Raw genomic sequence first — 26220 nt, forward strand, 5'->3', positions numbered from 1 at the left:
AAAAGGTGTTACCAATCATCTTCGAGGGTTTGCAATTCGGCGTCGCTATCAATTCTTCGACCACCTTTGGTTAATAGTTGCAGCTCAGACTTCACAGAAGTTGGGCGCGGAATTTTTTCAATTATTTTAAGTGCCACATTATCTCGTGAACGTCCTAATTTGGCTCTAAAAGTCGGTAAATCTTCAATTAATACCGTAATATGTTCTGGCATGTCGATTGGGATGATATAACCGGGCTCTAGCTTCATGATATCTGCTAGTGTTAATTCCAGATCCATCATATGAGTAGATAAAGCCACTCTTACATCCAGCATTTCATCTCGTAGAGCCTTGCTCCAGCGTAAATCGGTGTCTTCTTTATCACTTTGTACACCCGCATCTAACAGCTCACGTATTGGTTCCAGCATTGAATAAGGAAGAGATATATGGAAGTCACCTCCGCCACCGTCTAATTCTATGTGAAAAGAACTGATCACCACGACTTCTGTTGGGCTCACAATGTTGGCCATAGCTGGATTCACTTCAGAGTCTAGATATTCGAATGACACATCCATAACGGGTGCCCAAGCCTCTTTATAATCTTCAAAGATAAGCTTCAATAACATCTGGATAATACGGCGCTCAGTTGGAGTAAATTCTCGCCCTTCAATTTTTGCATGGTAACGACCATCCCCACCAAAAAAATTATCGACCAAGATAAATACCAGTCTGGCTTCCATGGTAATCAGCCCAGTGCCTTTGAGTGGACGAAAGCGCACCATATTCAAACTTGTCGGTACAAACAAAGTGTGGATATACTCACCAAATTTAATCATTTGGATACCATTAATAGAGACTTCAGCAGAACGGCGCATCATATCAAATAAACTGACCCGCATATGCCGAGCAAACCGCTCGTTAACGATTTCAAGTGTTGGCATACGCCCACGAACGATCCTGTCTTGAGATGAAAAGTCGTATTCCATTGCTGAGCCATCAGACTCACCACTGTCAACTTCTTCTTCCTCAACATCATCTACACCATGCAATAGTGCATCAATCTCGTCTTGGGATAATAAATCGCTCAATCTAACTCTCTCATTAACAATTCAGTTGTTACTGCATAACAAATCCAATGAAAAGCACTTCTTCCACCGTTTGATTGCCGCTGACATCTAGCATAGTTTTTTGCACTTCTTTCAATGCACTATCTCGAATGGCAATTTTACCCGCCTCTGTGACTAAATCATCGGCATTGGCGGTACTAAAAGTTTTTAACAAGGTGCCTTCAATCAAAGGAATATGCATTTTTGCTTGTTCTTCGTTATCGGAACCTCGCATCATTAACTGTACTTTAATTTCAACTAACCTGTCTCGATTTGATCCTGGCACATTAAAAACAAAGGGTCTGGGCATAGCGACATACAAAGCCGTACCTGTTTTAACAAGTGCGGAGGCAACCCCTTCTTCCCCTTGAACCGCAGGTTCACCCTCTGATGCCATAATAGGCGCATCGTCACCCATTAAAAAGTAGTAAGCAGCACCACCTCCTGCAATAAGTACAACAACAGCAACGATAATAATAATCAGTTTGATTTTTTTGCTGCCCTCTTCCATTTTTAATTCTTCTTCAGCCATGTTTTCTTCTCAAATGGTCTAACGTTAAGGTCTGTAAACCTATTATCAACCCCAAAGCTAAATTGGCAAAGCGCTTTAGGCTTTTTCCTTGCAAATTCATCTGTAATACCAATCAGTATAAATCACACAAAATAATCAATTCCACCGAGGGCTCCATTTATAATGTTTTGCTGCGCTAAAACTTGCTCAGTCACATCCATATCTTCACTATCCCCCATACCACGATCACCCTGTCTGGCAGATTCACCCTGCTCTTGCTGACCATCACTTTCTTGGCGTACCGAAGATTGGCCTAGTTCAATGCCTTTTTCAGCCAACATTTCTCTTAATCTTGGAGTCGCCGTGTCAACTGCATCTCGTGCTTGTTGTGACTGGACCACAAAATTCACTGTTGCAGACTCACCGGATACTGCGACTTTGACATGAACCGAACCCAATTCAGCAGGATCGAGTCGAATTTCAGCCACTAGGTTTTTAGTATTCACCATCCAGCGCACTTTTTCGGCTAACTGCTGATGCCCCTCAGGTTTAGCGATATTAATTGCCTTCTCAAACTTGGACTCAAACTGATTTAATTGAATTTGTTTGCTTTGCTCACCTTGGATTTGAGCGGCATCTCTTAAAGTAGCGCTATAGACTTGATCATGTTGATGCTCGATGGCACGGTTTATTGTTTGGGCAAGATCTAACACTTTTGAAACGCTGTTGACCATCTGCTCTAAATTGATGGGGGCTTTAGCAACAACTCCGGTATCGGTTGTTTTTATTAACGCTTCTGACACCAATGTTTTCAAATCAATACTCGGCTCTCTGCCCTGAGATAGTTGATTCTTATACTCCTCAATACCCGACTTTAACGCGGAGATAAAATCCTTTGACGAAGATCCAACTGAACTACTGATTTCAGAAACCTTAGGAATAACGACTTGCTGAGCAATCTGTTCAGAGGTTATAGGTTCCTCAGAGTGTTTACTATCAAACACTCTCTGTGCAATATTCTCTAATACTTTATCCAGCTTATTATCAGTCAAGTTTAATATATTTTTTATGTCGTTATTACTGCTCACTTTCTGAATTTTACTCGAAGATCCAACTGAACTACTGATTTCAGAAACATTAGGAATAACGACTTGCTGAGCAATCTGGTCAGAGGTTATAGGTTCCTCAGAGTGTTTACTATCAAACACTCTCTGTGCAATATTCTCTAATACTTTATCCAGCTTATTATCAGTCAAGTTTAATATATTTTTTATGTCGTTATTACTGCTCACTTTCTGAATTTTACTCGAAGATCCAACTGAACTACTGATTTCAGAAACATTAGGAATAACGACTTGCTGAGCAATCTGGTCAGAGGTTATAGGTTCCTCAGAGTGTTTACTATCAAACACTCTCTGTGCAATATTCTCTAATACTTTATCCAGCTTATTATCAGTCAAGTTTAATATATTTTTTATGTCGTTATTACTGCTCACTTTCTGAATTTTACTCGGGTTAAGTAAATTGCTAGTTGCAACTTGAGCCAATTGAGAATCTTGTTCAAGCAACTCATCTTGCTCGGCAACAGACACTATTTTTGTTAATAAAGATAATGCTTCAGCTTGTTGAGCTTGAGTTAGTTTATCTGGTGTATCAGGCAAAACGGGCTTAGCTAATGTAGCTGGCCCTTGGACAGGATTTTTTCCTATATCAGAGTCAACTAATACTAATAATGATCTCAGCAGAGCTTTGTTTTCAGCTAAGGTCAAGTCTACTTGCGCTTGCGAGTCTGATTCAACTTGCTGATTTGCTAATAACACATCTTTTTCAATAACCGGATCGATTGCTGTATTAAGTGTTTTTTGTTCGGAAGTATCTGTGCCACTTTTTTGACTGTTTATCTGCAGTTTACTGCTCAATTCTTGTAAAACGCCGGTTTTTTCTAACAGCAATTCAGCCACTTTTTGTTGGACATCCACATCTGCTAGCCCTTCTTCTGCATGGGTTAGAACTTCCCCTAGCGCTGCGTCGACAAGCATGGATATGTCCTGTGAGATTTCACTGTCTAATTTTAAATCAGCCTCAGACATCTCTATAGATTCAATGTCGATGTTTTTGTCTACCAAAAGTTGTTTGGTGGACCTCGCAATATCAGCCAACTTTTGATCGGCCAACTTTTGAACGGCCAACTTTTGCAAATCATCTACCAATGACAGCCATTCTTGGGTAACAATACTCGCTGATTCCACAGCAGACTCTGTATCATTCTGTTTTGAGGACAAAACCAACTGCAACTCTGCTTCTGTGTTGCCATCCTTTAGTTCACCATTAAGGATATTTGCATCACTTTCACTGTCAACATTTTCCCCAGCATAAGGACCATCAGAAGCATGACCTTCATTGGCGGATTGCACAGCAGTATTGCCTTCTGACGAGCTTGATGTTTGTGCATCATGAGTTTTTATTTTGCTTTCTTTTACCACAGAAGAAGGCACCATTTCTGTTTCGTCAAGAGATTGTTGCAAGGCTTTTTTTCTTGGGGAGTGAGGCGGTGGAGACTCAGATGCACCAGCTAATGTATCAAGCGATGTTTGATCTTGTAATAACTTACCGAATTGCTCATTTGATTCAGAGCCTTTAAATGAGTTGGACTCTGCAGCGGTGGCAAAAGCGGCAACTTCTGATTTAGCTGTGGCAACATGTTGCATCATTCTTTTTTATCCCTCGAACTGAGAAGTTATCTCTAAAATACTGATTTATATTAACTTTATTTTTTTCATGTAGATTTAAATTAGCTTGTCTTTCTCAAGTCCAACTTTAAATTAACAATTATCTTGTGTATCTAGGTATGACTCAGCAAAGACCATTCCAACTTATACACATACACCTCAAAATGACGAATTCGCGGAAATTTAACTAACCTGAACTTGGGTTAACACGGATATTTTTCAGATGTGCTAAATTTAAGGGAAATGGCCTAAGTCAAAAATTGCCAACATAGAGCTAGGTATCCTGAATAAATAGCTTTGAAATCCGCCCGAAGGGAGCGCGTATTTTAGGTGGTATGCTTATATAGTAGTCGTCACTTACGCATGAATTTTTGCAATGACAGTTCATCGAGCATGATTTGTTCTTGTTTATCCTCACGCTTTTGTTTGGCTTTGTGTTGTTTATCCAGCAACATTTCTACCGCTTTACGTTTTCGCTGTTGTGCCAACCATTGCATACGCCGCTGGTCTGCCACCCTCACGGCTTGGTTTACCGCATGCATTTGCATTTCACAGGCTTTATCTAACTTACCAATAAATTGCTGATGTTGACCAAAGATGACACTGCCAACCCCTTGTTTAGCGCGCAGTTGGGCTTCCCGTAAATAATCTAAACGATAGTTTTCTAATCCAGCCAGTTTTTGCTTGTTGTCTTGGTAAAATTGTTGAGCTAACTGAAAATCCTGCACCAGCTTTTGTTCTTTTTGTCGCTCCCAATCTGCGACCATCTGTAATTGCGATTGTGCCATTAGTTAATTGTTACCCCTTGCCCAATCCACCACTTAAGGTGGTCATATCAGCAGTACTGTGATCAAAGTCTATAATTTGTTGCATACCTTGCTGTAAAAAAGCATTGATTGCAGGCTCGGCATTAATGGCTAAATCAATCCTAGGATCAGTACCTTTGCTGTATGCACCAATACTGATTAAGTCACGGTTACGTTGATAATTAGAATACACTTGGCGAATACGTCTAGCGCCTAGAACATGTTCTTCGGAAACCACCATTGGCATAACTCGGCTGATAGAAGCCTCAATATCAATGGCAGGATAATGACCTGAGTCGGCTAACTCTCTAGAAAGTACAATGTGTCCATCCAAAATCGCTCTTGCTGCATCAGCGATAGGATCTTGTAAATCGTCTCCCTCTGTCAACACTGTATAAAAAGCAGTAATCGAACCTTGATTTTCACTGCCATTACCCGCGCGCTCTACTAGTGCTGGTAATCTGGCGAATACCGAAGGGGGATAACCTTTAGTTGCAGGTGGCTCGCCAACTGCTAAAGCAATTTCTCGTTGCGCCATGGCATAACGCGTAAGGGAATCAATCAGTAATAATACATTTAAACCTTTGTCTCGAAAATATTCGGCAATAGTAACGGCAGTTTCACAACCTTTTAATCGCATAAGCGGTGACGTATCGGCTGGTGCTGCTACCACCACGGATTTTGCTAACTCTTCTTTACCCAAAATATCTTGTATAAACTCTTTTACTTCTCGGCCCCGTTCTCCCACCAACCCGACTACCACTACATCTGCTGAGGTTCCACGAGTCATCATGCCCATCAAAACACTTTTGCCAACGCCACTGCCGGCAAATAAGCCCATTCGCTGGCCCAAACCTACTGTCACAATCGAATTGATTGCTCTTACCCCAACATCCAAGGGTTGCTTAATAGGTTTACGCAATAGGGGATTCATTGGAGGCCTAGATAACGGTACCCGTTTTTCTGCTTTAATAGGACCTAAGCCATCCAAAGGTTGACCATTGCCATCAACGACTCGGCCAAGTAACTCCATACCGACAGCCAAACCTTGTTCACGATTGAGTGGTTGTACGCGTGAGCCAGGTACTATGCCCTTGACGGCTTCGGTGGGCATCAAGTAGGTTATATTTTCGGCAAAACCTACCACTTCGGCTTCTATTTCACCTTCCATCGTTTGAATGAGGCACTGGCTACCAACAGGCATTTGACAACCCACAGCTTCAAGTGTCAGCCCTATGCCTCGCACTAGTTTGCCGCAGGCGACTATAGGCACTTTGGGCACTTGATCTTTGAGCAGTTTTATCCGGTCTAACATAGCAGTAGACATAACTTACTCGTCACTTTCGCTAATATGACTCAAACCTTGTTCTAACAGGAATTTGTTTATTATATCTTTGACTCGGCGTTCTACCGTGATATCAACAGCATTTGATTGAGTAACAATCTCACATCCGCCCGCTGACAATTCAGGTGATTCAATAAAATCCCAGCGATGTTTAGTAATTTCTTCTGAACTAAAATGGTTATTAACCAACTCAATATCATCGGGATGCAAATGTATTTGATAATTTTTTTCTTGAATAGGTAAGGCTTTAAGCCCCTCACTCAAGGCTTGAAAAATAAGATCTGGATTCGTTTTGACTTCACTACGTATCACACCTTTAGCAAGGCTCACCGCCAATAACACCAGCTCTTTCTCCAGTGCTTTTTCCACATTCGCGACTGGATTTTGAATACTGTCAATTAATGATATCCAGCTGGTAAGATACTGCTGCACTTGCTCTTCGCCATTGGCCAAACCTTGGGTGGTACCTTCTTCTAAGCCTTTCTCGAAACCTTCCTCATGCCCTTTAACTAATCCGACTTCAGTTCCTTGGGCATGACCTTCTTGCTGACCTTGAGAAAAACCTTCTGCGTGGGCAGCTTCTCTAATCGCTTCAATTTCTTCAGCTGTAGGGGGTAATATTTCTATTTCTTCTTCAGGGGGCTCGTACTTCCAATCAGATTTCCGATTAAACGCATTGGTTTTGTTGTTAACAGCATCTTGATTGATATCTTCAACATAGGGTAAATCCCATGCTTGGAATTCATCATCTTGCTCATCTGTGGTCATATTTTCAATGCCTTAAAACTAACAGCTATATTACAAAAACTCATCACCACCACCAGCACCTAACATAATTTCACCGGCGTCAGCCAAACGTCTGGCCACAGCGAGTATTTCTTTCTGCGCTGCTTCCACTTCACTAATACGCACAGGCCCCATGGCTTCAAGGTCATCAAGCAACATTTCAGCCGCGCGTTTAGACATATTTTTGGTGATTTTTTCTTTAAGTTCGCCTTCCGCACCTTTAATGGCTTTAAGTAGCGCATCTTGTTGCACTTCACGCAAGATAGCTTGGATCGCCCTGTCATCCACATCTGCCAAGTTGTCAAACACAAACATCAAGTCTTGGATCTGCTGGCTCATTTCTTCATCTTGTTCACGGATAGCATCCATCAACTGACCTTCGATATTGGTATCTAGATAGTTCATGATATCTGCAGCAGACTTCAAGCCGCCCATTTTCGCAGCTTGTGTACCCGCTTGACCGGCAAACTGTTTCTCCATAATTTCGTTGAGTTCTTGTAATGCAGCAGGTTGCACTTCTTCCAGATTGGCTACTCGCATCATCAAGTCCAAACGCACTTTCTCTGGGAATTGACTGAGGATTTCCGCTGACTGTTCTGCATCCAAATACGACATAACGATAGTTTGAATTTGTGGATGTTCGTTACGAATAATGCTGGCTACTTGTTTTGAGTCCATCCATTTTAATGAATCTAAGCCTTTGGCACCTGAGCCCAGCAAAATTTGATCAATCAAGTTAGCGGCTTTATCTTCACCCAAAGCGGAGGTAAGGGCACGCTTTACAAAATCTGTACTTTGGAAACCAATAGTGCTGTAATTTTGAATTTCTTCAATGAAATGTTTATGTACCGCTGTAATTTTTCCTTGGGTCATATCATCAATCTTAGCCATTGCTGTGCCCAATTTTTGTACTTGCTTTGGCTCTAAGTGCTTAAGAATTTGCGCTGCATCATCTTCAGTCAAACTTAGCAGCAAAATAGCAGCCTTATCAACGCCTTCTAATTTACTGACGTCATAACCAGTATCATCAACCTGTTCTTCTTCAGCCACAATCTATTCCTCAAACTGCCGGATGGTAAGTCTAAACCTAATCATCCTGCAACATCCAGTTTTTCACAACTTGAGAAGATAACTCTGGTTCATTTGCTACCAGCGCCCTAACGGCTTTCAGTACATCTTCATCTTTATGCAAATCTGGCAACATAAAAGTGCCATCAGCTGCAAACCCAACCTGCGATTCGTCAAACTCTTCAGCTAATAGGCTAATAGACTCATCACCTAAGTCTAGCCCTTCATCAGCATCAAACTCATCTGCTTTCATATCATCGGGATTAATCAGTTTACGAACCATAGGCCGCACAACAACTAAGATAAGTAAAGCGATAATAAAAATACCACCACCGAGTTTCAGCAAAGGTAAGAACTTAGGATCTTCCCAAAACGGAATTTCTACCAGCGGCACCTCACCTTCACGGTTAAATGGAATGCTCACCACTTCTAATGAGTCCCCCCGGGTCACATCAAAGCCAATCCCACCTTGTAACAAACGGCGAATATCTAATAACTCGGCCTGTGATCTAGGTTCAATTGATTCTGTGCCATCAGCAGCGGTGCTGGTCACATAATCTAATGCAACTGAAACGCTTAAACGGCGGATCATACCCACTTGTTGTTTAGTATGACTGACTGTCGTGTCTAATTCGTAGTTCCGGGTTTCTTCTTTATGATTGCGTCCTGGCGTTTGCTGTGTCGAGCTGGTACTGGCATTCTCAGGAATGTTTGAATCTAAAGGAGGTTGATTGGTCAAGGCTCCTGGAATACCGGCAATCGCGCCACCAATACTACTATTTTCTACTGTCATTTCGCTGCGTATTGCAGGTAGGTCAGGGTTATAAGTACGTTGTGTTTGTTCTAATGACGTAAAATCCATAGTCACATCTGCTTGAGCTGTATAGTTACCTAAGCCCAAAACTGGAATAAGAATGGAATCAATTTTTTCAATATAGCTACTTTCACGCTTTTGCTCTAATTCGTATTCTTTGCGTGAGCGAGCTGATTCGGCTCCTTGGGACCCAGAATTCAACAAGCGCCCATTACTGTTTGTCACTGTGACCCGATCAGGCTCTAACCCTTGTACCGCTGAAGCGACAATATCGACAATCGAGTTAACTTCTCCACTGGAAATCATCGAACCACGGCGAGTGGTCACCACCACAGTTGCGCTGGCTTTCTTTTCGCGACGGGCAAAAACATTTGCTTTAGGTAAGGCTAAGAGTACTTTGGCCCTTGCAACGGCAGTCATTTCTTCAATTGTGTCGGCAATTTGCACTTCCCTAGCGTGTTTCAAACGAACTTTTTCAACTCGCTGGCTCACACCAAACCCCATGTCTTGCATGATGATATCGACACCCGCTCCATCACCTTGAGTAATGCCTTGACGGGTCATGCCTAATTTGATTCTTTGATATTGTTCACTGCTTACATAAACAGTATTCCCTTCCAAGCGATAATCAATTTGTGCCTGATCAAGGTAGTCCAAAGTTTCAATTAGCTCTTGTGTTTCCATTCTAGCTAAGGGACGGTAATCAGGCTCTTGAGCCCAGATTAAAATAAACACTGCAATCGCCACACATATCACTAAGGCAATAATCAAAGTAATTTGACGCACCATATCGGTACTACCGATTGTGTCCATAAAACCAGATTTCTGTTCTGCACCTGAATCATCTGAATACATATCTGTACCCATATCACTCATTGCTAATTCTGTACCTGCTGCTTCAGCCACTGGTTAGCTCCTAAACTGGCATACTCATAATTTGTTTGTAGGCTTCAAGCACTTTGTTTCGCACTTGAAGAGTTGCTTCAAAGGCAATACCTGCTTTCTCTTTCGCGACCATCACGTCTGCTAAGCTTAAACTTTTATCGCCCATTTCAAATGCCATTGCCTTATCTTTTGACTCTAACTGCATGTCATTAACTGTGCCTATAGCGTTACTCAGTAAATCAGCAAAATTCTGTGAAGAGGGGTTACCCTGAATAGCATTTGACTCACCCAAGCCCAATTTTGACTGCTCGGCCATGCCTTGCATTTCTTGATAAAGTGACTGTGCTTTGATGTCCATAAGATGCTCCGCTTGCAAAAGACGAAATGACGTAGAATGACGTTAGTGTCGTTTGAGTTGACTAACTACTTATATAGCTACTATAGCTATAGCAAGGTAAGTGCCAAATAATAAGCGGAAACGATAAAAAAAATAATCAATAAATTCAATGAATTAGATACAAAAACCAAGAATTTAAAGGTGTCATATTCTTGACAGAAGATATATCCAACCTGATATCAGGCTCAGACTTACCAATAAACCGTCATTATTTTAAGGTGTTAGTCAATCAGATAAAAAAAGCCACCTTTTTAGGTGGCTAAGGGGTTCGCATATGCGATGCTATAAAAATATCACAATATGCTAAGCAGGTAGTTCAATTCCCACTTCGCGCATTTTGGCGAGTTTGTAACGCAAGGTTCTGGGACTGATGCCTAACCTTTCAGCCACGTCTTTGCGACGACCTTTACAACTTTGTAAAGTATCAAGAATGATTTGATGTTCTTGTTGACGCAGTTCAGAGCCTAACTTACTGCTATCATCTTCAATATTTTCAAACGAGAGTTGAGAAGTCTGATTCAATAACCCTATATCTTGTTCAATCATTAAGTCTTCGGCATCAATTTGGTTACCCTCAGATAAAATCAGCGCACGCTGGATCACATTTTCGAGCTCTCGTACGTTACCTGGCCAATGGTGTTGTAATAGTTTGCTGCGGCCTGATGCCGTCAATTTAGATATTTCACAACCCTGTTTTTGGCAATGACGTTCGATTAAATGTTCTGCTAATGGAATAATATCACCGGCTCTTTTATCTAGAGGTAACCAGGTAAGTGGAAACACATTGAGGCGGTAGTATAAATCTTCTCTAAATTCACCCGCATCAACGGTTTGCTTTAAGTTACGGTTACTGGTTGCTATGACTCTGACATCTAAAGCGATGATTTTGCGCCCCCCTAGTCTTTCGACTTCTTTTTCCTGGAGTACACGCAATAATTTAACTTGTAGATTTAAGTCCATCTCACTGATTTCATCAAGTAAAATGGTGCCACCTTGGGCTTGTTCAAATTTACCAGGACAAGCTTGTATTGCACCTGTAAATGCCCCTTTTTCGTAACCAAAAAGTGTGGCTTCCAGCATATTTTCTGGAATGGCAGCACAGTTGATAGCCACAAATGTTTGTTGACTACGGTTAGATTGGTCGTGAATAAAACGTGCTAAGACTTCCTTACCTGATCCGCTAGGACCTAAGACCATGACCGTTGCCTCTGACCTAGCTACTTTTTTGGCTAAATCGAGTAACTGTAAACTACTTGGATCATCTGCCACGGGAGTGCGTGATTCTACTTTTTGTGCAGGTGCATAACGACCAACCAAATTAAGCAGCACTTCAGGGGCAAAGGGCTTAGATAAATAATCGGTTGCGCCATCACGCATCGCCTGAACAGCATCATCAATGGTGGCGTAGGCGGTCATCAATAATATGGCTAAATTGGGATATTTGTTTTTTATATTTTTGAGTAATGATAAACCGCTCATACCACCCATTTGAATATCACTCACCACTATGTCAACTGCTTGTTCAGACAACTGAACCATGGCTTGTTCGCCACTATCGGCCTCAATTACTTGATAACCACCAAGTAATAACGTGTCGACTAAAGCCTCTCTTAAACCTGCGTCATCTTCTACTATCAGTACTTTAGCTTGACTCATACTTTAGCTCCCCGCCGCATCTGCAAAATATTGTTGAGGCTGCGTTTTGTGTGTTGAAACAATGAATTGATTTGGTAAATGACTGGTATCATAAGTTGGTAAACATAGGGTAAAACAAGCACCACCATCGGCTAAGTTTGCAACTTGAACCTTGCCTTGATGAGACTGAGCAACACTCCTGACTACTGCAAGGCCTAAACCTGTACCATTACTTTTTGTTGTGAAAAAGGGTTCGAAAATTCTATTTAAATTTTCATTTTTAATACCGGGACCATTATCTGCGACAGATACATCAACCCAATCAGGGTTTTCACTATGACGACTTGCCGCGAGATTAATTACCGCATTTTTCGGTTTTACGGTTAACGCATTGTGAATAAGGTTTTGTAATGCTCCCACTAAAGCTGTTTTATTACCCAAAATAACCACGTCAGGCTCAGGTAAAGAAAGTACTAACTTAGCTTGTTGACTTTGCAACATGGCGTCTGCACCTTGCTGAACTTCTTGCATTAAGCTAGATAGTGAAATTTCGGTTATCACTTGCTCATCACCACTTTTGGCGAACAACAACATGTCGTTTACTTGGCTTTCTAGGTCTCGCAATCTTGAAACAAGTTTTTTACTGAACTTTTCTCGAGACGTTTTATTTAAGGTGTTGTTAGACAAGTTCGCGGCATACAACATAGCTGCCGACAAAGGGGTTCGAATTTGGTGCGCAAGGGAAGCGACCATTCTTCCTAAAGAAGATAACTTCTGCAAATGCCCAATACGTTGCTGTAATTGTCGGGTTTCAGTCAAATCAGTTAGCACAATAAGTTGCCCAGGCTCTTTTTCTAATGGAGTGATTGAAAGTTTGACTTTACGTCCGTCATATAGCGACACTTCGTGTCCATCATCTGCTTGAGGTTTGAATGAACGGGCTATTATGGTTCGCCACAACTGGCCATCTAAAGGTTCACCTAACAAGGTTTTAGCTAGGTTATTTGACTGCCTAACGATACCTTTGCCATCTATCACCACAACACCTGCTGGCATAACTTGTAGCAAATGCTCCAAACGATTAGCTTGTAAACGTAATGCCTCTAATTCCTGAGCATTGGAGTCATGTGACGCTTTCTGCAACGCCTCATGCCTGACCACTTCGCCTAGAGCAGATAAAGTATCACTCGGTGTTTCAATCAAGATGTTATTGGTACCCATACATTCCTCACGTCAAAACTTAGACAGAATAACTACAGGTGAGATAAAGCACATGCCATGCCAACTGAGAATCATAATAAAATCATAATCTTAGAGTGAGTTTTCATTAAAAAATGACGTCAATGAAATGACACAGTGGGCCTGATGTATGCCCATAACAAGATTTGGATAATCAATATACTTTGCTTTTCTCTGTGCTTTTCTCTGTGCTTTCTGTGCGCGGCACCCGGTGTTCTCGGTGGTTCAAATATCTGGTTCTTTGGCTTTTCAATTACAAATATTTTCACCACAGAGCGCTGCGCTACACAGAGCGCTGCGCTACACAGAGCAAAGGAAAGAAATTAAGATGAATGAATACATACCCAAAGCCATTGGAGTTGCAGCTAGGCGGCAAAGGAACTCAGCCCAATGAGCTTAAGCGAATAAGTAATTGAGGGTGAGTGAGAGCAGCCAACAACGCTGCTACTTCAAGGGAGACCGGTATAGAAGAGTTACAGCTAATCTTTACTAATATTGTACTTACGCATTTTTTCTACCAATGTAGTTCGGCGCATACCGAGAGCTTCTGCGGCTCTGGCGACAACCCAGTTTTGTTGCTCAAGGGCTTGGATAATCAAACTGACTTCTAAATCTGAAATGTATTCTTTCAGATTTAGGCCTTCAACAGGTAACTCAGTGGACAAGGTGTTATCAAGGCTATTATCGCCTTCTTCATTATCTTCAGTATCATCGCCACCAAACATTGCATTAATAGCATCACGCTCTAACAGCTCATCCGGATACTCAGGTTCGTAAGCGTCTACATCTAGATGTTTATACTTACTGGGCAAATCACACACATCGATAAGTTGATTCGGATATAAAATCATCAAACGCTCAACTAAATTTGATAACTCGCGCACGTTGCCCGCCCATTTGTGTTCCATCAGAGAGGTCATAGCGTTAGCCGTAAACTTGATTTGTGAGTTATCCAGCTCCAGTCTCGATACAAGCTCTTGCAGTAATAATGGAATGTCTTCTTTGCGTTCTCGTAATGCAGGGCTATCGATAGGAAAAACGTTTAGACGATAGTACAAGTCCTCTCTAAATTGCCCTTCCTCAATCATGATTTCCAAGTTACGGTGAGTGGCAGCGATAACTCTTACGTTGCATTTAATGGGTTTAGTACCGCCTACTCTTTCGTACGTTCTCTCTTGTAACACACGCAGTAATTTAACTTGCATTTGTAATGGCATGTCACCAATTTCATCGAGAAATAGCGTACCACCGTCTGCCAGTTCAAAACGCCCTTTGCGTGAACCAATAGCGCCAGTAAAGGCCCCTTTTTCATGACCAAAAAGCTCGCTTTCAAGCAACTCACCGGGGATAGCACCACAGTTAACTGGAATAAAAATACTGTCGGTTCGGTTAGATAAAAAATGGACGTTACGGGCTATAACTTCTTTACCGGTTCCCGACTCACCCAAAATAAGAACATTTGCTTCAGTAGGCGCAACTTGTTCAATTAAATGTCTAACACCTTGTATTTCTTTGCTTTTCCCAACCAAACTTCTAAATAAACGGGTTTTATTGTGCACACTCGTTTTGGTATGAGGCTGACTGCGCTTGTACTCCTGGCAACGATGCAACATTTGAGTCAGCGCAGCGTAAGTTAAAGGCTCGCTTATGGCCCCAACAATATTCGTCTGTGGCTCAAAAGTGACAAAATCGCCAACCAAAACAAAAGGTTGATAAGGAAATTTTTCACTGATATCGCAAGCTAACTCGGGTGTTGCCGCATCGATCAAAATAGCCTTGATATCATTGTTATTTCTAAGCTTTTCTATCGCAGAGCTGAATAAAACACTAGTACAAGGCTCCCCAAGAAAGGTCAGAATGGTACTTAGATTATTTGCCCGCGTTATGTCAGAACTAATAATCAAAATATTGCTCATTCCACTTCCAGCCTTATGTTGTTTTTATAATTAACTGTATTTTACGTGATTTTAACCATTCGAGGTGGGATAGCAATAACATTTAAGGCATATTTGATGACGGTACCTTTTTGAGTGGTTACTTTTGCACAAGAATTTTGAGACAAAAAAAGAGCAGTTTACTACTCACTACTCAATTTTATTCAAACATTATCTGAGCTTTAACTATTTAGCAAAGACAACACTTGGCCTTGTTGTTGATTTGCCATGCCTTGCACCGCAAGACTGGTTTGACTCAAGATACCTGCGGCGACATTTTCAGACGCAGCCTGAGCAAAGTCAGTATCTTGGATACGGCTTCTGGCCGCAGAAACATTGATATCAGTTTGCGTTAAATTTCGCGCTGCACTTTCAAATTGATTTTGAGTTGCACCTAAATCTGCTCTAGCACTACCGACAAACTCGGTCGCGTTATCAGCTATAGCTATCGCGTCTTCTGCACCTTGGGCAGTACTTAAATCCACATTCAAAATATCATTCAAGCCGGCCGCTACATTTTGCGTGGCCACACCAATTTTTTGTCCCCCATTAGCACGCACCTGAAAATCAATATTGCCATCACTGGATAACAAAGATTTACCCGCAAACTCGGTTTGCTCGATAGTTTGTGAAATATTCTCTTGAAGTTGGGTGACTTCTGATTGAATAGCCTTACGGTCGGAATCGCTTAACAAACCGTTACCCGATTGCACAGACAATTCACGTATACGATTCACATCTTGGTTAATTCCAGCTAGACCACCTTCAGCCACTTGTGTCAAAGAGACACCGTCAAAGGCATTCGAAATAGACTGACGATTACCTTCAACCTGAGTGGTCAAACGGTCAATAATCTGCTGAGCCGCGGCACCATCGGCTGCGCTATTAATACGCTTACCTGATGACAACTTCTCGAGTATAGACTCTTGCTTGTTTTGAACTTGCTGTAACAATGATGTATTAAATTCAGTATTTAAACCAATCATAGACTTATCCTCATGTATCTTGGGTAAAGATAGCAAAGAACTGGTCAAATGTTAAACATCCTTGATGTTATTAGTTTATACCTAACAACTTAAATACATACCTATTCAATTTATTTAGCGACTGTGAGCATAGGAAATAATGCATTCTCTTATGTTAATATTTTGAAGTGATGATGAACGGCATCGAGCAAATTATTACAGGGAGAGGCAACAAGATTTCTCTTATCTGCAACATCCACTAAAAATAAAGAACCTATACCGGCATTACTACCGGCCTCAATATCAGAGATGCGGTCTCCCACTAAAACAGATTGCGCTAAATCGAGGTTATGCTCATTTTTCGCCCTTAAGATCATTCCAGGTTTAGGTTTACGACATTCGCAATCTTCCACATAGGCAGCTAATCCAATAAGAGGATGGTGAGGACAAAAATACACATCGGTGACGTCAATTTCTTCTTTTTGAAACTCTTTCAACATCCAAATATTCAATTCAGAAAATTGATTTAATGTGTAATATCCCCGTGCAATACCAGATTGATTAGTAATTATAATTATCTTATATCCCTGAGATAATATGATCCTACACGCATCAAAAACACCATTTATAAAGTGGAAATATTCAGATGTACTTACATAATTTAGCTCAGTGTTGATAACACCATCTCGGTCTAGGAAAAACGCTTTGTTCATTTTGTTATCAGTTGTATGCATTTGTGAGCATTTATCTTTGATTTTCATTCAGATATATCTAACTATACAGATAATAAAAATGATAATAACTTGATAGGCCAAATGAATGAAGTTTACCGGCGCAGTATTGATAAATACAAATCACCCTCTGCAACTTGTTGAAGATATTCAGGTACCTAAGTTACTGGCGGGACAAGTATTAGTTAAAGTCGCATTTGCAGGTGTATGTCATAGCCAATTGATGGAACAAAGTGGTGAAAGAGGCATTGATAAATATCTGCCTCATTTGCTTGGACATGAGGGAACGGGCACCGTGATAGACATAGGTGAAGGAGTGAACAAAGTTAAGGTCGGCGATAAAATAGTGTTGGGCTGGCTCAAGGGAGATGGCATGGATGTTGGTGGAAGCGTCTATGATTCACCAATGGGTAAAATCAATTCTGGTGCAGTCACTACTTTTAGTGAGCTGACTGTAGTATCAGAAAATCGCTGTTATCCGTTGCCAGCTAACATCTCCATGCAAGAAGGTGTGTTACTAGGTTGTGCGTTACCCACAGGAATGGGCATAGTAAAAAATCAAGTTAAACCCGATTCAAATACCACTATTGGGATTTTGGGTTTAGGTGGTATTGGCATGAGTGCATTGATTGGCGCAACGTGTTTACCTCATAAATCACTGATTGCTATAGATACTAATGAACAAAAGTTAGCACTCGCAAAAACACTAGGTGCGAACTATTGTATCAATCCAGCCAAGCAAAACGTCAATGCGGAAATACAAGCATTGACTGCTGGGAAGATGTTGGATTTTGCAGTTGAAGCAGCGGGCGCTTGTCAAACAATTGAATTGGCCTTCTCGCTGATAAACAAACAAACTGGGAAATGTATTTTTGCGTCTCATCCTCCAGCGGGACAAAAAATCCAAATAGACCCATTCGAGTTAATTTGCGGAAAGACCATCACTGGTAGTTGGGGCGGATGCTCTCATCCAGAGCATATGAGCCAGTTTGTATCTAAAAATAAATCAAAGCTAAATTTTTCACCTTTTATGTCAAACACCTATAAATTAGCTAATATCAACATCGCAATGGATGATTTAGCTAAACAAAAACTCCTTCGAGCCATTATTTGTATAGATAATTAGGTAAATATTTCTGAGAAACCGAGTACGAGTTGATTCGTGTGAATTTTTACACCTTAGATTGTCAAACAACTGACTGGTCAAATAGGTCTAATTATTGCTTTAACAATATGACTATTAAAAAAATTAAAAACCATGCTAAAAAATATACGCCTACACATTGAAAAAGATGAACAAAAACAAACCGAACTTGATGAAAAGTTAGCCGGTCACATACTGACCACTCACAATAGCAATCTCAATGCATTTCAACGCTACATCCCTTCTTTATTGCCCTATGTGAAAAATACTGACTTAGCCAACCACTCGATTTTCATCAATAAATACGGTGAAAATAATATTGTTGATTACGGTATGGGCCGCACCTTTTATGGCTTTCATCCCGAAAAAGAGGTGCTCGAGCAGTTGTCTCGGGTTGAACAATACTGCCCTGAAATTATTTTCGAAGCACCTCAATCAAACCATGGGGATGACACTTGCCAAGCATCAAGCATTGAAGAACTACAAAGTGTCAAACTCAGAAACCAGCAACAAGCCATGCCATATGAAATTGAATGTTTAGTGGTACTCGGGTGTGGCCTAGGTATTCATTTAAGTCATTTATTAAAACAGCACAAAATTAAAAACTTACTGATTTACGAGCCGGAATTACAGTACTTCCAATGTTCAGTTATGACCACGTCTTGGCAAGATATTTTTACCTTAGCAAAAGTACACAATACCGCTATTTTTCTGCAACTTGAAAAAGATGGCAGAGACCTGATTAAAGACGCAAACGAACTAATTGAGCATTGTGCTATTTCCAGCTTTCATATTTACAAACACTACAACCATCAAGTGTTCGACTCGTTATACAAAGATTTATGCGAACGAAGTTGGAGTGAAATTGAAGACAGTGGCTTTAAACTGAAGTCGAAGGAAAGTTACTTAGACTTTCTGCCAAGTTGGACACCCAACATAGACTTAGCAAACCATTCGTTGTTGGCCGCTCCGAACGATAAACTGGCAAACAACCTTAAATCTTTTAAAAAGTTTTTCCCTGAAATTTATAAAGAATACAAAGATTACACACCTAAAAAATGGCTGCCAGTAGCCAATGCTTCTGGTGAAGTCAACCTTGTAAAAATAGACAGCTTACACTCGTGGTACGGTGAGTCTCCTAAACATGATTGCACCTTAAATTTCGAAAACTTTAACGAACAACCCAACAAAGATGGTCTAGTACTGGGCTACAGAGGCACCAAACTCGCCCACTACATCCATTATCAATTTGTAAAAGAAACCGAAGAACTACTAAAACAAGCCGAAGAAGAAGTAGGCGTCCTTCCCGAAAATGTGCCATCAATCATTATGTTTGGTTTAGGTGTAGGTTACCAATTAGAAAAATTACTTGATGAACATACAGTCGAAAAGCTGTTTATCTGTGAGCCAAACCCAGACTTTTTTTATGCTTCGCTGTTTGCCATAGATTGGCAAGCTATATTTGAAACAGTGGAAGAATCAGAAACACGGATATACTTAAATATAGGCGACGACGGTACTAATTTATTCAGAGATTTACTGAGCCAATTCTACGCCATTGGCCCTTATATTTTGAACAGTACCTACTTCTATCAAAGTTACTACAATGCCGCTTTAAACTCCGCTATCAGCCAACTAAGAGAACAGTTACAAGTGGTGATATCCATGGGCGAATATTTCGACCATGCTTATTTTGGAGTCGCACATACCAAAGAAGGCATGAGGCGGAAGATCCCTGTTTTAGAGGCTAATCCAGCAAGCAAACTCAATTACGACAATAAAGAAGTACCAATATTTATTGTAGGCAATGGCCCGTCTTTAGACAGCTCGATTGATGCCATCAAAGAATGGCAAGGCCAAGCGATAGTAGTTAGCTGTGGAACGGCCCTACAAGCCTTACACCGGCACGGAATCACGCCGGATTTTCATGCCGAGATAGAACAAAATAGAAGCACCTATGACTGGGCTGTGTTGATAGGCGATTTAGACTACTTAAAAAACATCACCCTCATATCATGTAATGGCATCCATCCTGACACCTGCGACTTGTACAAAGATGTACTGATAGCGTTTAAAGAAGGCGAATCTTCTACAATATCTGCACTCAACGTATTGGGCCGAAAAAACTTTACAACACTACTCAACGCTTTTCCCACTGTTAGTAATTTTGTCATCGACTTATTCAGCACTATCGGGTTCACCAGTATCTACCTAATTGGTGTCGATCTGGGTTTTGTCGATGTTAAGCATCATCACTCGAAGTCTTCTGGTTATTACCAAGAAGATGGAAAAGAAACCTACGACTACACAACAAGTGCAAACACCTCCTTAATAGTGCCGGGAAATTTTCGCCCCACAGTCAATACTAAGCACGAGTTTAAAGTCTCACGGCAAGTAATCGAACAAGTCACTAGTTCTAAACCCAAAGAACAGGAGTTTTATAACTGCAGTGACGGCGCAAGAATTAAAGGAACACTGCCTATTAGGACCGATGATTTGCTAATAATGGCTACTGAAAATCAAAAAATACAAATCGTTGAAAAACTAAAAACACTAATATTTTCAACCAAAGAACTTGACAATTATATTGAAAAGTTTGAAAAACAGTTTTCTCATGATTTATTGATAGAGGAACTCAGTTCTTTTGAAACACTTTTAGAAAAAGATGTGGCAAGCAAAGACGATACTCAGAAGATAATCACAAAACAAAAAGAAATGCTGTTTACGTCATATAAAAAGGGTAACTCACTACTATTTTATTATTTGTATGGGACTGTGAATTATGCAAATGCAGTTTTGACAAAATTAATCAATACACAATCAGAGTCAGCCATTACCAACGAAATATGTAATCTAGCTAAGGAAAAATGGCTCCATACAATAGAAAAAATAAAACTGATTTTACTGGATGATATGCCCAATGATTTTGATACGTCCACTTACGGATTGCATACAAGAGAAGCAAAACTTTTAGCCATGAAATACCGAAAAGAAAAGCTATTAATTGTTACCGATTCTGAAAAATTCAAGAAAGTCGCCCAACACTATTTAGCAACATATTACCCGTGGTTAGAAAACTTCCACATTCTGACATCGCAAGACAGCTTAAACTATAATCAACAGCCAAATTATTCAGTGTATTACTTAGCAAACACACAAAACGTCATTAAAGGCGAGGATAGTACAGTTGTATTGACAACCAAAGTTGAAAATATGAAATATGCCAATAGCGAAGTTAATTATCTATTTATGCCACTGGTAAATAAAAAAGTAGCTCTAACCGACACTGTGACATACATACACATAGCATTGCGATATTGCCTAGGTAACCACAATAGTCCTATAGTACTTCCTAAAACTTTTGTTAGTGACACATCTGATTTTGGTGAACAGCCCATCGAAATACCTACAGAGAGTTATTATTTATATGATTATTGTTGGTATTTGTGCCTATACCCTAAAAACTCTAATTCCAATCTAGAGATAGAAAAAATTTCAAATCACGGTTCAAGGGGGAAACGTTTGCTAGAAGAGCTCAAAATGAAACATCTTGTTTTAAAGCCCATTTCACACGAGAACATGTGTGAACTAAGAACAGGACATTCAGTTTTGTTAAGGTCAATACGGGAGCAAAGTAAATGAAAGCAGTGTTGCTTGCCGCAGGATTGGGTTCAAGGTTAAAACCATTAACCAATACAATACCTAAGTGCCTAGTACCCATTCTGAATAAACCACTGTTGGACTACTGGTTAGAACTAACTCTAGAATCCAAACACATAAGCGATGTTTACATTAACTTGCATTATCTCAAAAATAAAGTGACAGAACATATAGCCACTCATTGGCGACACGAAAAACGGATTACTCTATACAGTGAAGAACAACTAAAAGGCACAGCAGGTACTTTAAATGGGCTAAACAAGGAACTAACCGGTAGTCCCTTACTAGTCATACATGCCGACAATTTATCTAAGTTCAACCTTGATAGTTTTATTCACGCTCACCAAACAAGGCCAGATAATTGTGTTATGACTATGATGCTATTTAAAACCGATGCTCCTTCAACTTGCGGCATCGTAGAGCGTGATGAAATGGCAAGGGTAATTACCATGCATGAAAAAGTTCCTAATCCTCCTGGAAATTTAGCTAATGGTGCGGTGTATATATTTGAGCCTGAAGTATTAGATTGGATAGTAGGCAACGAAGCAGCAGACATTAGCGCAGAAGTAATCCCGGCTTTTCACGGCAAAATTTATTCATGGCTTAACAATGTATACCACCGTGATATTGGTAATCCACAAAGTTATGCATTAGCTCAGCAAGAGTTCACTAAACGCTAACTTTATGGAATTGAGCTTTACAAAAGCTGCACAATCGCTCGATTAAAGCGTTTCGCATCTATAGGTTGATTGCCAACATTACTCACTTGACATGCCGCGGCCACAGAGCCAATAAATGCAGCTTCCCAAATATTGGCCCCAGCCGCCATTGCAATTGCTGAGGCCGCAAATAAGCAATCACCTGCACCAGCTGGATCAACAGGATTAGCAGCTAAAGCTTTTACTCTATCATTATCCCAATGGCTATCATTGATCGGATTGTGAATTAATATCCCTTCATCGGCAAGTGTCACAAACAGATTTTTACACTGCGCCTCTGCGGTTAATTTTTGGGCTAATATCACCAACCCATCTCTATCATTTTTAAGGGCCACTCTAATTTCACGCTCGGTAGGCGTAATTAAATGCATATTCTTAAATCTAGAGATATCTCCAACTTGTGAGGAAGTTTGACTATCGGCAGCAAGAATAACGTCCTTATCAGCAGCAAAAGCTATGATGTCATCAACTAAAACTTGCGGTAACATGCCATAATTAAAATCTGAGAAGAGAACAACATCGGCTGTATCAATCGCAGACTTAAGAGCATTACCTATAGTGGTTTTCAAGGCCTCAGATATGTCGTGAGATCTGACCTCGTTTACTCTAAGTAAGGTTTTATTACCTACACGATAACGAGTCTTCAAAATAGTAGGTCTTGTATCATCCTCATAAACGAAAGGTTTAACACAGTATTCGTTTAGCCTCTGGCGCACAAAGTTAGCATGCTCATCTTGCCCCACAACAGAAAAATAACTGACGTCCGCAGCACCCAATGATTTAGCATGCCCAGCGACGATGCCTGCGCCACCTAAAAAGAACTTCGACTCTTCTGGAGTAACGACAATAGTAGGATCTTCTTGGGACATTCCCACAGCACTGCATTGTACATATTGATCAACAATGGTATCCCCAATCACCAGTACTTTTTGCAGGCTAATTTTATCAATGATATCGAGAATATTATCGCGGTTTATCTTATGCCTTGCCAAGTAACCGTTCAACTTATCAGATTGCACATCGGCAGATGCGGGCCTATTGCCAAGATATGAATACGAGCTAGATCGACTATTACCTGAACTAAAAATAAGTTTTCCGCCTAAGGCTTCCAACACAGATTTTTCAGGGTTAAAGGTATTTTCGTACTCTTTACCTTTCACCACAGCCCAGGGTTTTATGTGTTTTATCAAATTTTCAACAGATTGTGTGCTGATAAATGCCCGGTCGACATATTCCAAAGAAGAGATAACCTCAAGTCTATGTTCTTCATTCAAATATTCTGGATTGTGAATAATCTGATCCGAATTCACAGCAACAACCAGCATTTCGCCACATTCTTTAGCAAAGCGCAGTAAACGCACATGTCCAGGGTGCAAAATATTAAAATTGCCACTGACCAATACGACTTTTCGCCCAAGAAAAGTTGACTCTAATAGATTATTTTCCGATTCAATTTGTTGTTTTAACATAGCGTAAAAGGAGCCACCTAACTGTTATATTGCCTAAACTTCTCGGTCGTATTTCAACAACTACGATAAGTCACATATATTCATCTTATGGTCGCCAAATAAAGTAGCATTAATTTTATTGATTCTCATCAACACAGACAAAACTTACATACTGCTGACTTCTGCCCCAAAAACCAGCAAAAGATGCAAAATCAACCTCCTCAATTGAACTCCCATCTAACAGTTTTTTAACTGCGGTAACATAGTCGGTAATAGCCTGTGAAGTGATGGGTTGAGAGTCGTTTATCTCAGCGCAGATATCACTTAACAAGTTAAAAACACCTATCCATAATTGTTCGTCTGCAGAGCCCCAAACCGAATGGTGATTGTTATACAACACCTCTACTTTAGCTTTAATTGATGCAGACATTTGTGCATCACTAACATGTGACGGTTCATTTTTATTTAAGAAGTTGATTTCTAGGCTTTTATACTGTGTGATCAAATCAGATAGTGAACCATTGTTGTTCTCTATCAATTCTTTGTACCAGCGCCAATCCTGCTTAAATGTAGGACTCGCACCTAAATATTCAAAGTTATCCTGAAGAGTTGTCGCGGCTTCTTCTACGGAGAATTGATAGTTCCTCCCCCACGGGTGTAATATTACATCAGCCACCCAATCTTCTGTCATCCGACTCACAAATTTGAGATGCGCAAGGTGTGGTCCAAAAAACTGGCATAACTTAGCCATTTTTTGTTCACTATCATCAGATTCAAAAAAGGGAAATAACATCCTTCTCATAACATCAGCCAATAAAGATACATAAGTCGCAGTGGTAACAACCAATACGCCTCCAGGCCGGACATATTTGGACATTTTATGAAGCAGCTTCGACGGATTGTCCTGACCTGGTAATAAACCTTCAGCCAAGACCAAATCGTATACTCGATTATCTTTGTAATCTTCGATCAAACATTGCTCAAGCTCAATCGATGATGCGCAATTAAAATCACCATCATTGATTCTAGACTCAAGGTACTTGAATCCTACAGTTGATCCTTCGACCAACTTATACAGTTTTGGCTTTAAACTAGCTGTATATAGCGCATTATCACCAGAACCGGGACCGAACTCCAGGACACTACAGTTCTCAACCATTGCAGGTGGAATACCTAGTTGCAAATAAAGCCCCCGGCGCCGATTGAAATGCTCATTGCCCTTTTTAACTTCCTGTCTTACCGGCACAGAACCAAAACTATTATAAAAACTAACAAAATTTCCCACTACAACCTCTTTATGGTTATATAAATATGATACAAATCGATACCTACATTCCAATGGCTATTCATGATTTTAAAAAAACATAGAATGTTTACAATCGACCCATTGTTTATTACAGTATGATTTGACATCGTATATGCAATTGAATTGATCTTATCAATTAATTAAATTTAACTACTTAAATGTATCGGCGAAAGATTGAAGACCTTAAATTAACAAAGGTTGAAATAAGCCAATATGCTACAAACATATAATTAAAACTAGAATTTAATGATCTGAATGAAACATTCCTTGATACGCGTCATTTGTGTTCACTGGGCACAAGCAATGTTGCCTCAATACTGAAGCGGGTTGAGTCAGACTGATTGGGCATTCCACAATGGAGTAACTCATCATGAAAGACAATGAAATCACCCGGCTTAGTCGACAAATTCATAATATCTAATGTATTAATATCTTCATCAAACTTGGGTTTAGTCACAGCCGAACCGTTTGTTTCCCCGTGATACTTCCAGTCGGATCGTAAATGTGAACTTGGGATAACCCGCAGGCCACTTTTACCTGGTTGCGTTTCGATGGCGATCCATATTTTTAATCTACGCATACCTGGCGCAATCTCGCCATGCCCTAAATCCCAGAACCATTTATCCGCGTGAAAATCGCCAATATCGTCGTTTCCAGGCCTGACGACCCTCCAATACATTTCTTGCCAACCGGAGCCGTCTTCTCCGGTAATTCCTTGAATATTCAACTCTTTGGTTAAGTGCTTGAAAAATTTCAATAACTTAATGCTTTCAACCGCAGCAGGTCCCAAAATTCTTGCTCTTTTAGGCCAAAGCACTCTGTGATTCACTTCGTCAGTAATCAAATGATAGTTTTTCATGCCAGCTGTATAGAATTGACAAGACAATTCAGGATATAGGGAAAGGATCCTACTCAGGTAGCTATCAAAAATTAGGCTTTGCAATACCGCAAAATCATCACTTGGCATCTGCCCGACGACGTATCCGGGTGCCCCATCAATTTCAGCCAACATT

At 40.4% G+C, this 26220-nt stretch carries 20 protein-coding genes; 3 read left to right on the top strand and 17 right to left on the bottom strand.

The window, feature by feature from the left end:
• Positions 1-8 precede the first annotated feature (8 nt).
• The 14 genes from fliM to CXF95_RS00900 all read right to left on the bottom strand — a co-directional run bounded on the left by fliM (position 9) and on the right by CXF95_RS00900 (position 16960).
• Positions 9-1067: a flagellar motor switch protein FliM gene (gene fliM, locus CXF95_RS00835; protein ID WP_101196942.1), complete on the bottom strand. Its 1059-nt coding sequence runs from the start codon at positions 1065-1067 to the stop codon at positions 9-11.
• A gap of 28 nt (positions 1068-1095) precedes the next feature.
• Positions 1096-1617: a flagellar basal body-associated protein FliL gene (gene fliL, locus CXF95_RS00840; RefSeq protein ID WP_101196943.1), complete on the bottom strand. Its 522-nt coding sequence runs from the start codon at positions 1615-1617 to the stop codon at positions 1096-1098.
• 122 nt (positions 1618-1739) lie between these two features.
• Entirely contained in the window at positions 1740-4307 is a 2568-nt protein-coding gene (locus CXF95_RS00845; protein WP_198556454.1) for a flagellar hook-length control protein FliK, read from the bottom strand.
• 371 nt (positions 4308-4678) lie between these two features.
• Entirely contained in the window at positions 4679-5113 is a 435-nt protein-coding gene (gene fliJ, locus CXF95_RS00850) for a flagellar export protein FliJ (protein WP_101196944.1), read from the bottom strand.
• A gap of 10 nt (positions 5114-5123) precedes the next feature.
• Positions 5124-6458, bottom strand: a complete 1335-nt coding sequence (gene fliI / locus CXF95_RS00855; protein ID WP_101196945.1) for a flagellar protein export ATPase FliI — start codon at positions 6456-6458, stop codon at positions 5124-5126.
• A 3-nt stretch (positions 6459-6461) separates the two neighbouring features.
• Complete coding sequence (fliH, locus tag CXF95_RS00860; protein WP_101196946.1) at positions 6462-7244, bottom strand: flagellar assembly protein FliH; 783 nt, start codon at positions 7242-7244, stop codon at positions 6462-6464.
• 30 nt (positions 7245-7274) lie between these two features.
• A complete protein-coding gene (gene fliG, locus CXF95_RS00865) occupies positions 7275-8312 on the bottom strand; it encodes a flagellar motor switch protein FliG (protein WP_101196947.1) in 1038 nt (345 codons plus the stop codon).
• Positions 8313-8349: 37 nt separating this feature from the next.
• Complete coding sequence (gene fliF / locus CXF95_RS00870; RefSeq protein ID WP_101196948.1) at positions 8350-10050, bottom strand: flagellar basal-body MS-ring/collar protein FliF; 1701 nt, start codon at positions 10048-10050, stop codon at positions 8350-8352.
• A gap of 10 nt (positions 10051-10060) precedes the next feature.
• The gene (fliE, locus tag CXF95_RS00875; protein WP_101196949.1) at positions 10061-10387 is read right to left on the bottom strand and encodes a flagellar hook-basal body complex protein FliE; all 327 of its coding nucleotides are present in this window, start codon (positions 10385-10387) and stop codon (positions 10061-10063) included.
• A gap of 342 nt (positions 10388-10729) precedes the next feature.
• On the bottom strand, positions 10730-12082 hold the full coding sequence (locus tag CXF95_RS00880) for a sigma-54 dependent transcriptional regulator (protein WP_101196950.1): 1353 nt from the start codon (positions 12080-12082) through the stop codon (positions 10730-10732).
• Between the two features lie 3 nt (positions 12083-12085).
• Positions 12086-13282: a PAS domain-containing sensor histidine kinase gene (locus CXF95_RS00885; protein WP_232787557.1), complete on the bottom strand. Its 1197-nt coding sequence runs from the start codon at positions 13280-13282 to the stop codon at positions 12086-12088.
• Between the two features lie 497 nt (positions 13283-13779).
• Positions 13780-15216 carry a sigma-54-dependent Fis family transcriptional regulator gene (locus CXF95_RS00890; protein ID WP_101196951.1) on the bottom strand — a complete coding sequence of 479 codons (1437 nt, stop codon included), beginning with the start codon at positions 15214-15216 and terminating at the stop codon, positions 13780-13782.
• Between the two features lie 200 nt (positions 15217-15416).
• Positions 15417-16220: a flagellin gene (locus CXF95_RS00895; RefSeq protein ID WP_101196952.1), complete on the bottom strand. Its 804-nt coding sequence runs from the start codon at positions 16218-16220 to the stop codon at positions 15417-15419.
• A 149-nt stretch (positions 16221-16369) separates the two neighbouring features.
• Positions 16370-16960 (bottom strand): D-glycero-beta-D-manno-heptose 1,7-bisphosphate 7-phosphatase, encoded by a 591-nt coding sequence (locus CXF95_RS00900; protein WP_101196953.1) that lies wholly within the window; start codon positions 16958-16960, stop codon positions 16370-16372.
• A 58-nt stretch (positions 16961-17018) separates the two neighbouring features.
• Between CXF95_RS00900 and CXF95_RS00905 the strand changes: the two genes are divergently transcribed.
• From CXF95_RS00905 to CXF95_RS00915, 3 genes are all read left to right on the top strand, one after another.
• Positions 17019-18056, top strand: a complete 1038-nt coding sequence (locus CXF95_RS00905) for a zinc-binding dehydrogenase (protein ID WP_101196954.1) — start codon at positions 17019-17021, stop codon at positions 18054-18056.
• 132 nt (positions 18057-18188) lie between these two features.
• On the top strand, positions 18189-21716 hold the full coding sequence (locus CXF95_RS00910; protein WP_101196955.1) for a 6-hydroxymethylpterin diphosphokinase MptE-like protein: 3528 nt from the start codon (positions 18189-18191) through the stop codon (positions 21714-21716).
• On the top strand, positions 21713-22414 hold the full coding sequence (locus CXF95_RS00915; RefSeq protein WP_101196956.1) for a nucleotidyltransferase family protein: 702 nt from the start codon (positions 21713-21715) through the stop codon (positions 22412-22414). The genes CXF95_RS00910 and CXF95_RS00915 overlap by 4 nt, the downstream gene beginning before the upstream one ends.
• A gap of 17 nt (positions 22415-22431) precedes the next feature.
• Here the strand turns inward: CXF95_RS00915 and CXF95_RS00920 are convergent, their stop codons facing one another.
• The 3 genes from CXF95_RS00920 to CXF95_RS00930 form a co-directional block, all read right to left on the bottom strand.
• On the bottom strand, positions 22432-23922 hold the full coding sequence (locus tag CXF95_RS00920) for a PfkB family carbohydrate kinase (RefSeq protein WP_101196957.1): 1491 nt from the start codon (positions 23920-23922) through the stop codon (positions 22432-22434).
• Between the two features lie 115 nt (positions 23923-24037).
• Entirely contained in the window at positions 24038-25186 is a 1149-nt protein-coding gene (locus tag CXF95_RS00925) for a methyltransferase domain-containing protein (RefSeq protein WP_101196958.1), read from the bottom strand.
• A 298-nt stretch (positions 25187-25484) separates the two neighbouring features.
• Positions 25485-26219: a phytanoyl-CoA dioxygenase family protein gene (locus CXF95_RS00930; RefSeq protein ID WP_101196959.1), complete on the bottom strand. Its 735-nt coding sequence runs from the start codon at positions 26217-26219 to the stop codon at positions 25485-25487.
• Position 26220 lies beyond the last annotated feature (1 nt).

Source organism: Paraglaciecola sp. MB-3u-78, from assembly GCF_002835935.1.
Classification (GTDB): Bacteria; Pseudomonadota; Gammaproteobacteria; order Enterobacterales; family Alteromonadaceae; genus Paraglaciecola.

What these genes read in the sequence shown, in the direction of transcription:
- CXF95_RS00885 (WP_232787557.1), bottom strand. Translation starts at nt 13,282, where the DNA reads ATGGGTACCAATAACATCTTGATTGAAACACCGAGTGATACTTTATCT.
- CXF95_RS00845 (WP_198556454.1), bottom strand. Translation starts at nt 4,307, where the DNA reads ATGATGCAACATGTTGCCACAGCTAAATCAGAAGTTGCCGCTTTTGCC.
- fliE (WP_101196949.1), bottom strand. Translation starts at nt 10,387, where the DNA reads ATGGACATCAAAGCACAGTCACTTTATCAAGAAATGCAAGGCATGGCC.
- CXF95_RS00880 (WP_101196950.1), bottom strand. Translation starts at nt 12,082, where the DNA reads ATGAGTCAAGCTAAAGTACTGATAGTAGAAGATGACGCAGGTTTAAGA.
- CXF95_RS00910 (WP_101196955.1), top strand. Translation starts at nt 18,189, where the DNA reads ATGCTAAAAAATATACGCCTACACATTGAAAAAGATGAACAAAAACAA.
- CXF95_RS00915 (WP_101196956.1), top strand. Translation starts at nt 21,713, where the DNA reads ATGAAAGCAGTGTTGCTTGCCGCAGGATTGGGTTCAAGGTTAAAACCA.
- fliL (WP_101196943.1), bottom strand. Translation starts at nt 1,617, where the DNA reads ATGGCTGAAGAAGAATTAAAAATGGAAGAGGGCAGCAAAAAAATCAAA.
- CXF95_RS00895 (WP_101196952.1), bottom strand. Translation starts at nt 16,220, where the DNA reads ATGATTGGTTTAAATACTGAATTTAATACATCATTGTTACAGCAAGTT.
- CXF95_RS00900 (WP_101196953.1), bottom strand. Translation starts at nt 16,960, where the DNA reads ATGAAAATCAAAGATAAATGCTCACAAATGCATACAACTGATAACAAA.
- CXF95_RS00930 (WP_101196959.1), bottom strand. Translation starts at nt 26,219, where the DNA reads ATGTTGGCTGAAATTGATGGGGCACCCGGATACGTCGTCGGGCAGATG.
- CXF95_RS00905 (WP_101196954.1), top strand. Translation starts at nt 17,019, where the DNA reads ATGAAGTTTACCGGCGCAGTATTGATAAATACAAATCACCCTCTGCAA.
- fliJ (WP_101196944.1), bottom strand. Translation starts at nt 5,113, where the DNA reads ATGGCACAATCGCAATTACAGATGGTCGCAGATTGGGAGCGACAAAAA.
- CXF95_RS00920 (WP_101196957.1), bottom strand. Translation starts at nt 23,922, where the DNA reads ATGTTAAAACAACAAATTGAATCGGAAAATAATCTATTAGAGTCAACT.
- fliH (WP_101196946.1), bottom strand. Translation starts at nt 7,244, where the DNA reads ATGACCACAGATGAGCAAGATGATGAATTCCAAGCATGGGATTTACCC.
- fliI (WP_101196945.1), bottom strand. Translation starts at nt 6,458, where the DNA reads ATGTCTACTGCTATGTTAGACCGGATAAAACTGCTCAAAGATCAAGTG.
- CXF95_RS00890 (WP_101196951.1), bottom strand. Translation starts at nt 15,216, where the DNA reads ATGAGCAATATTTTGATTATTAGTTCTGACATAACGCGGGCAAATAAT.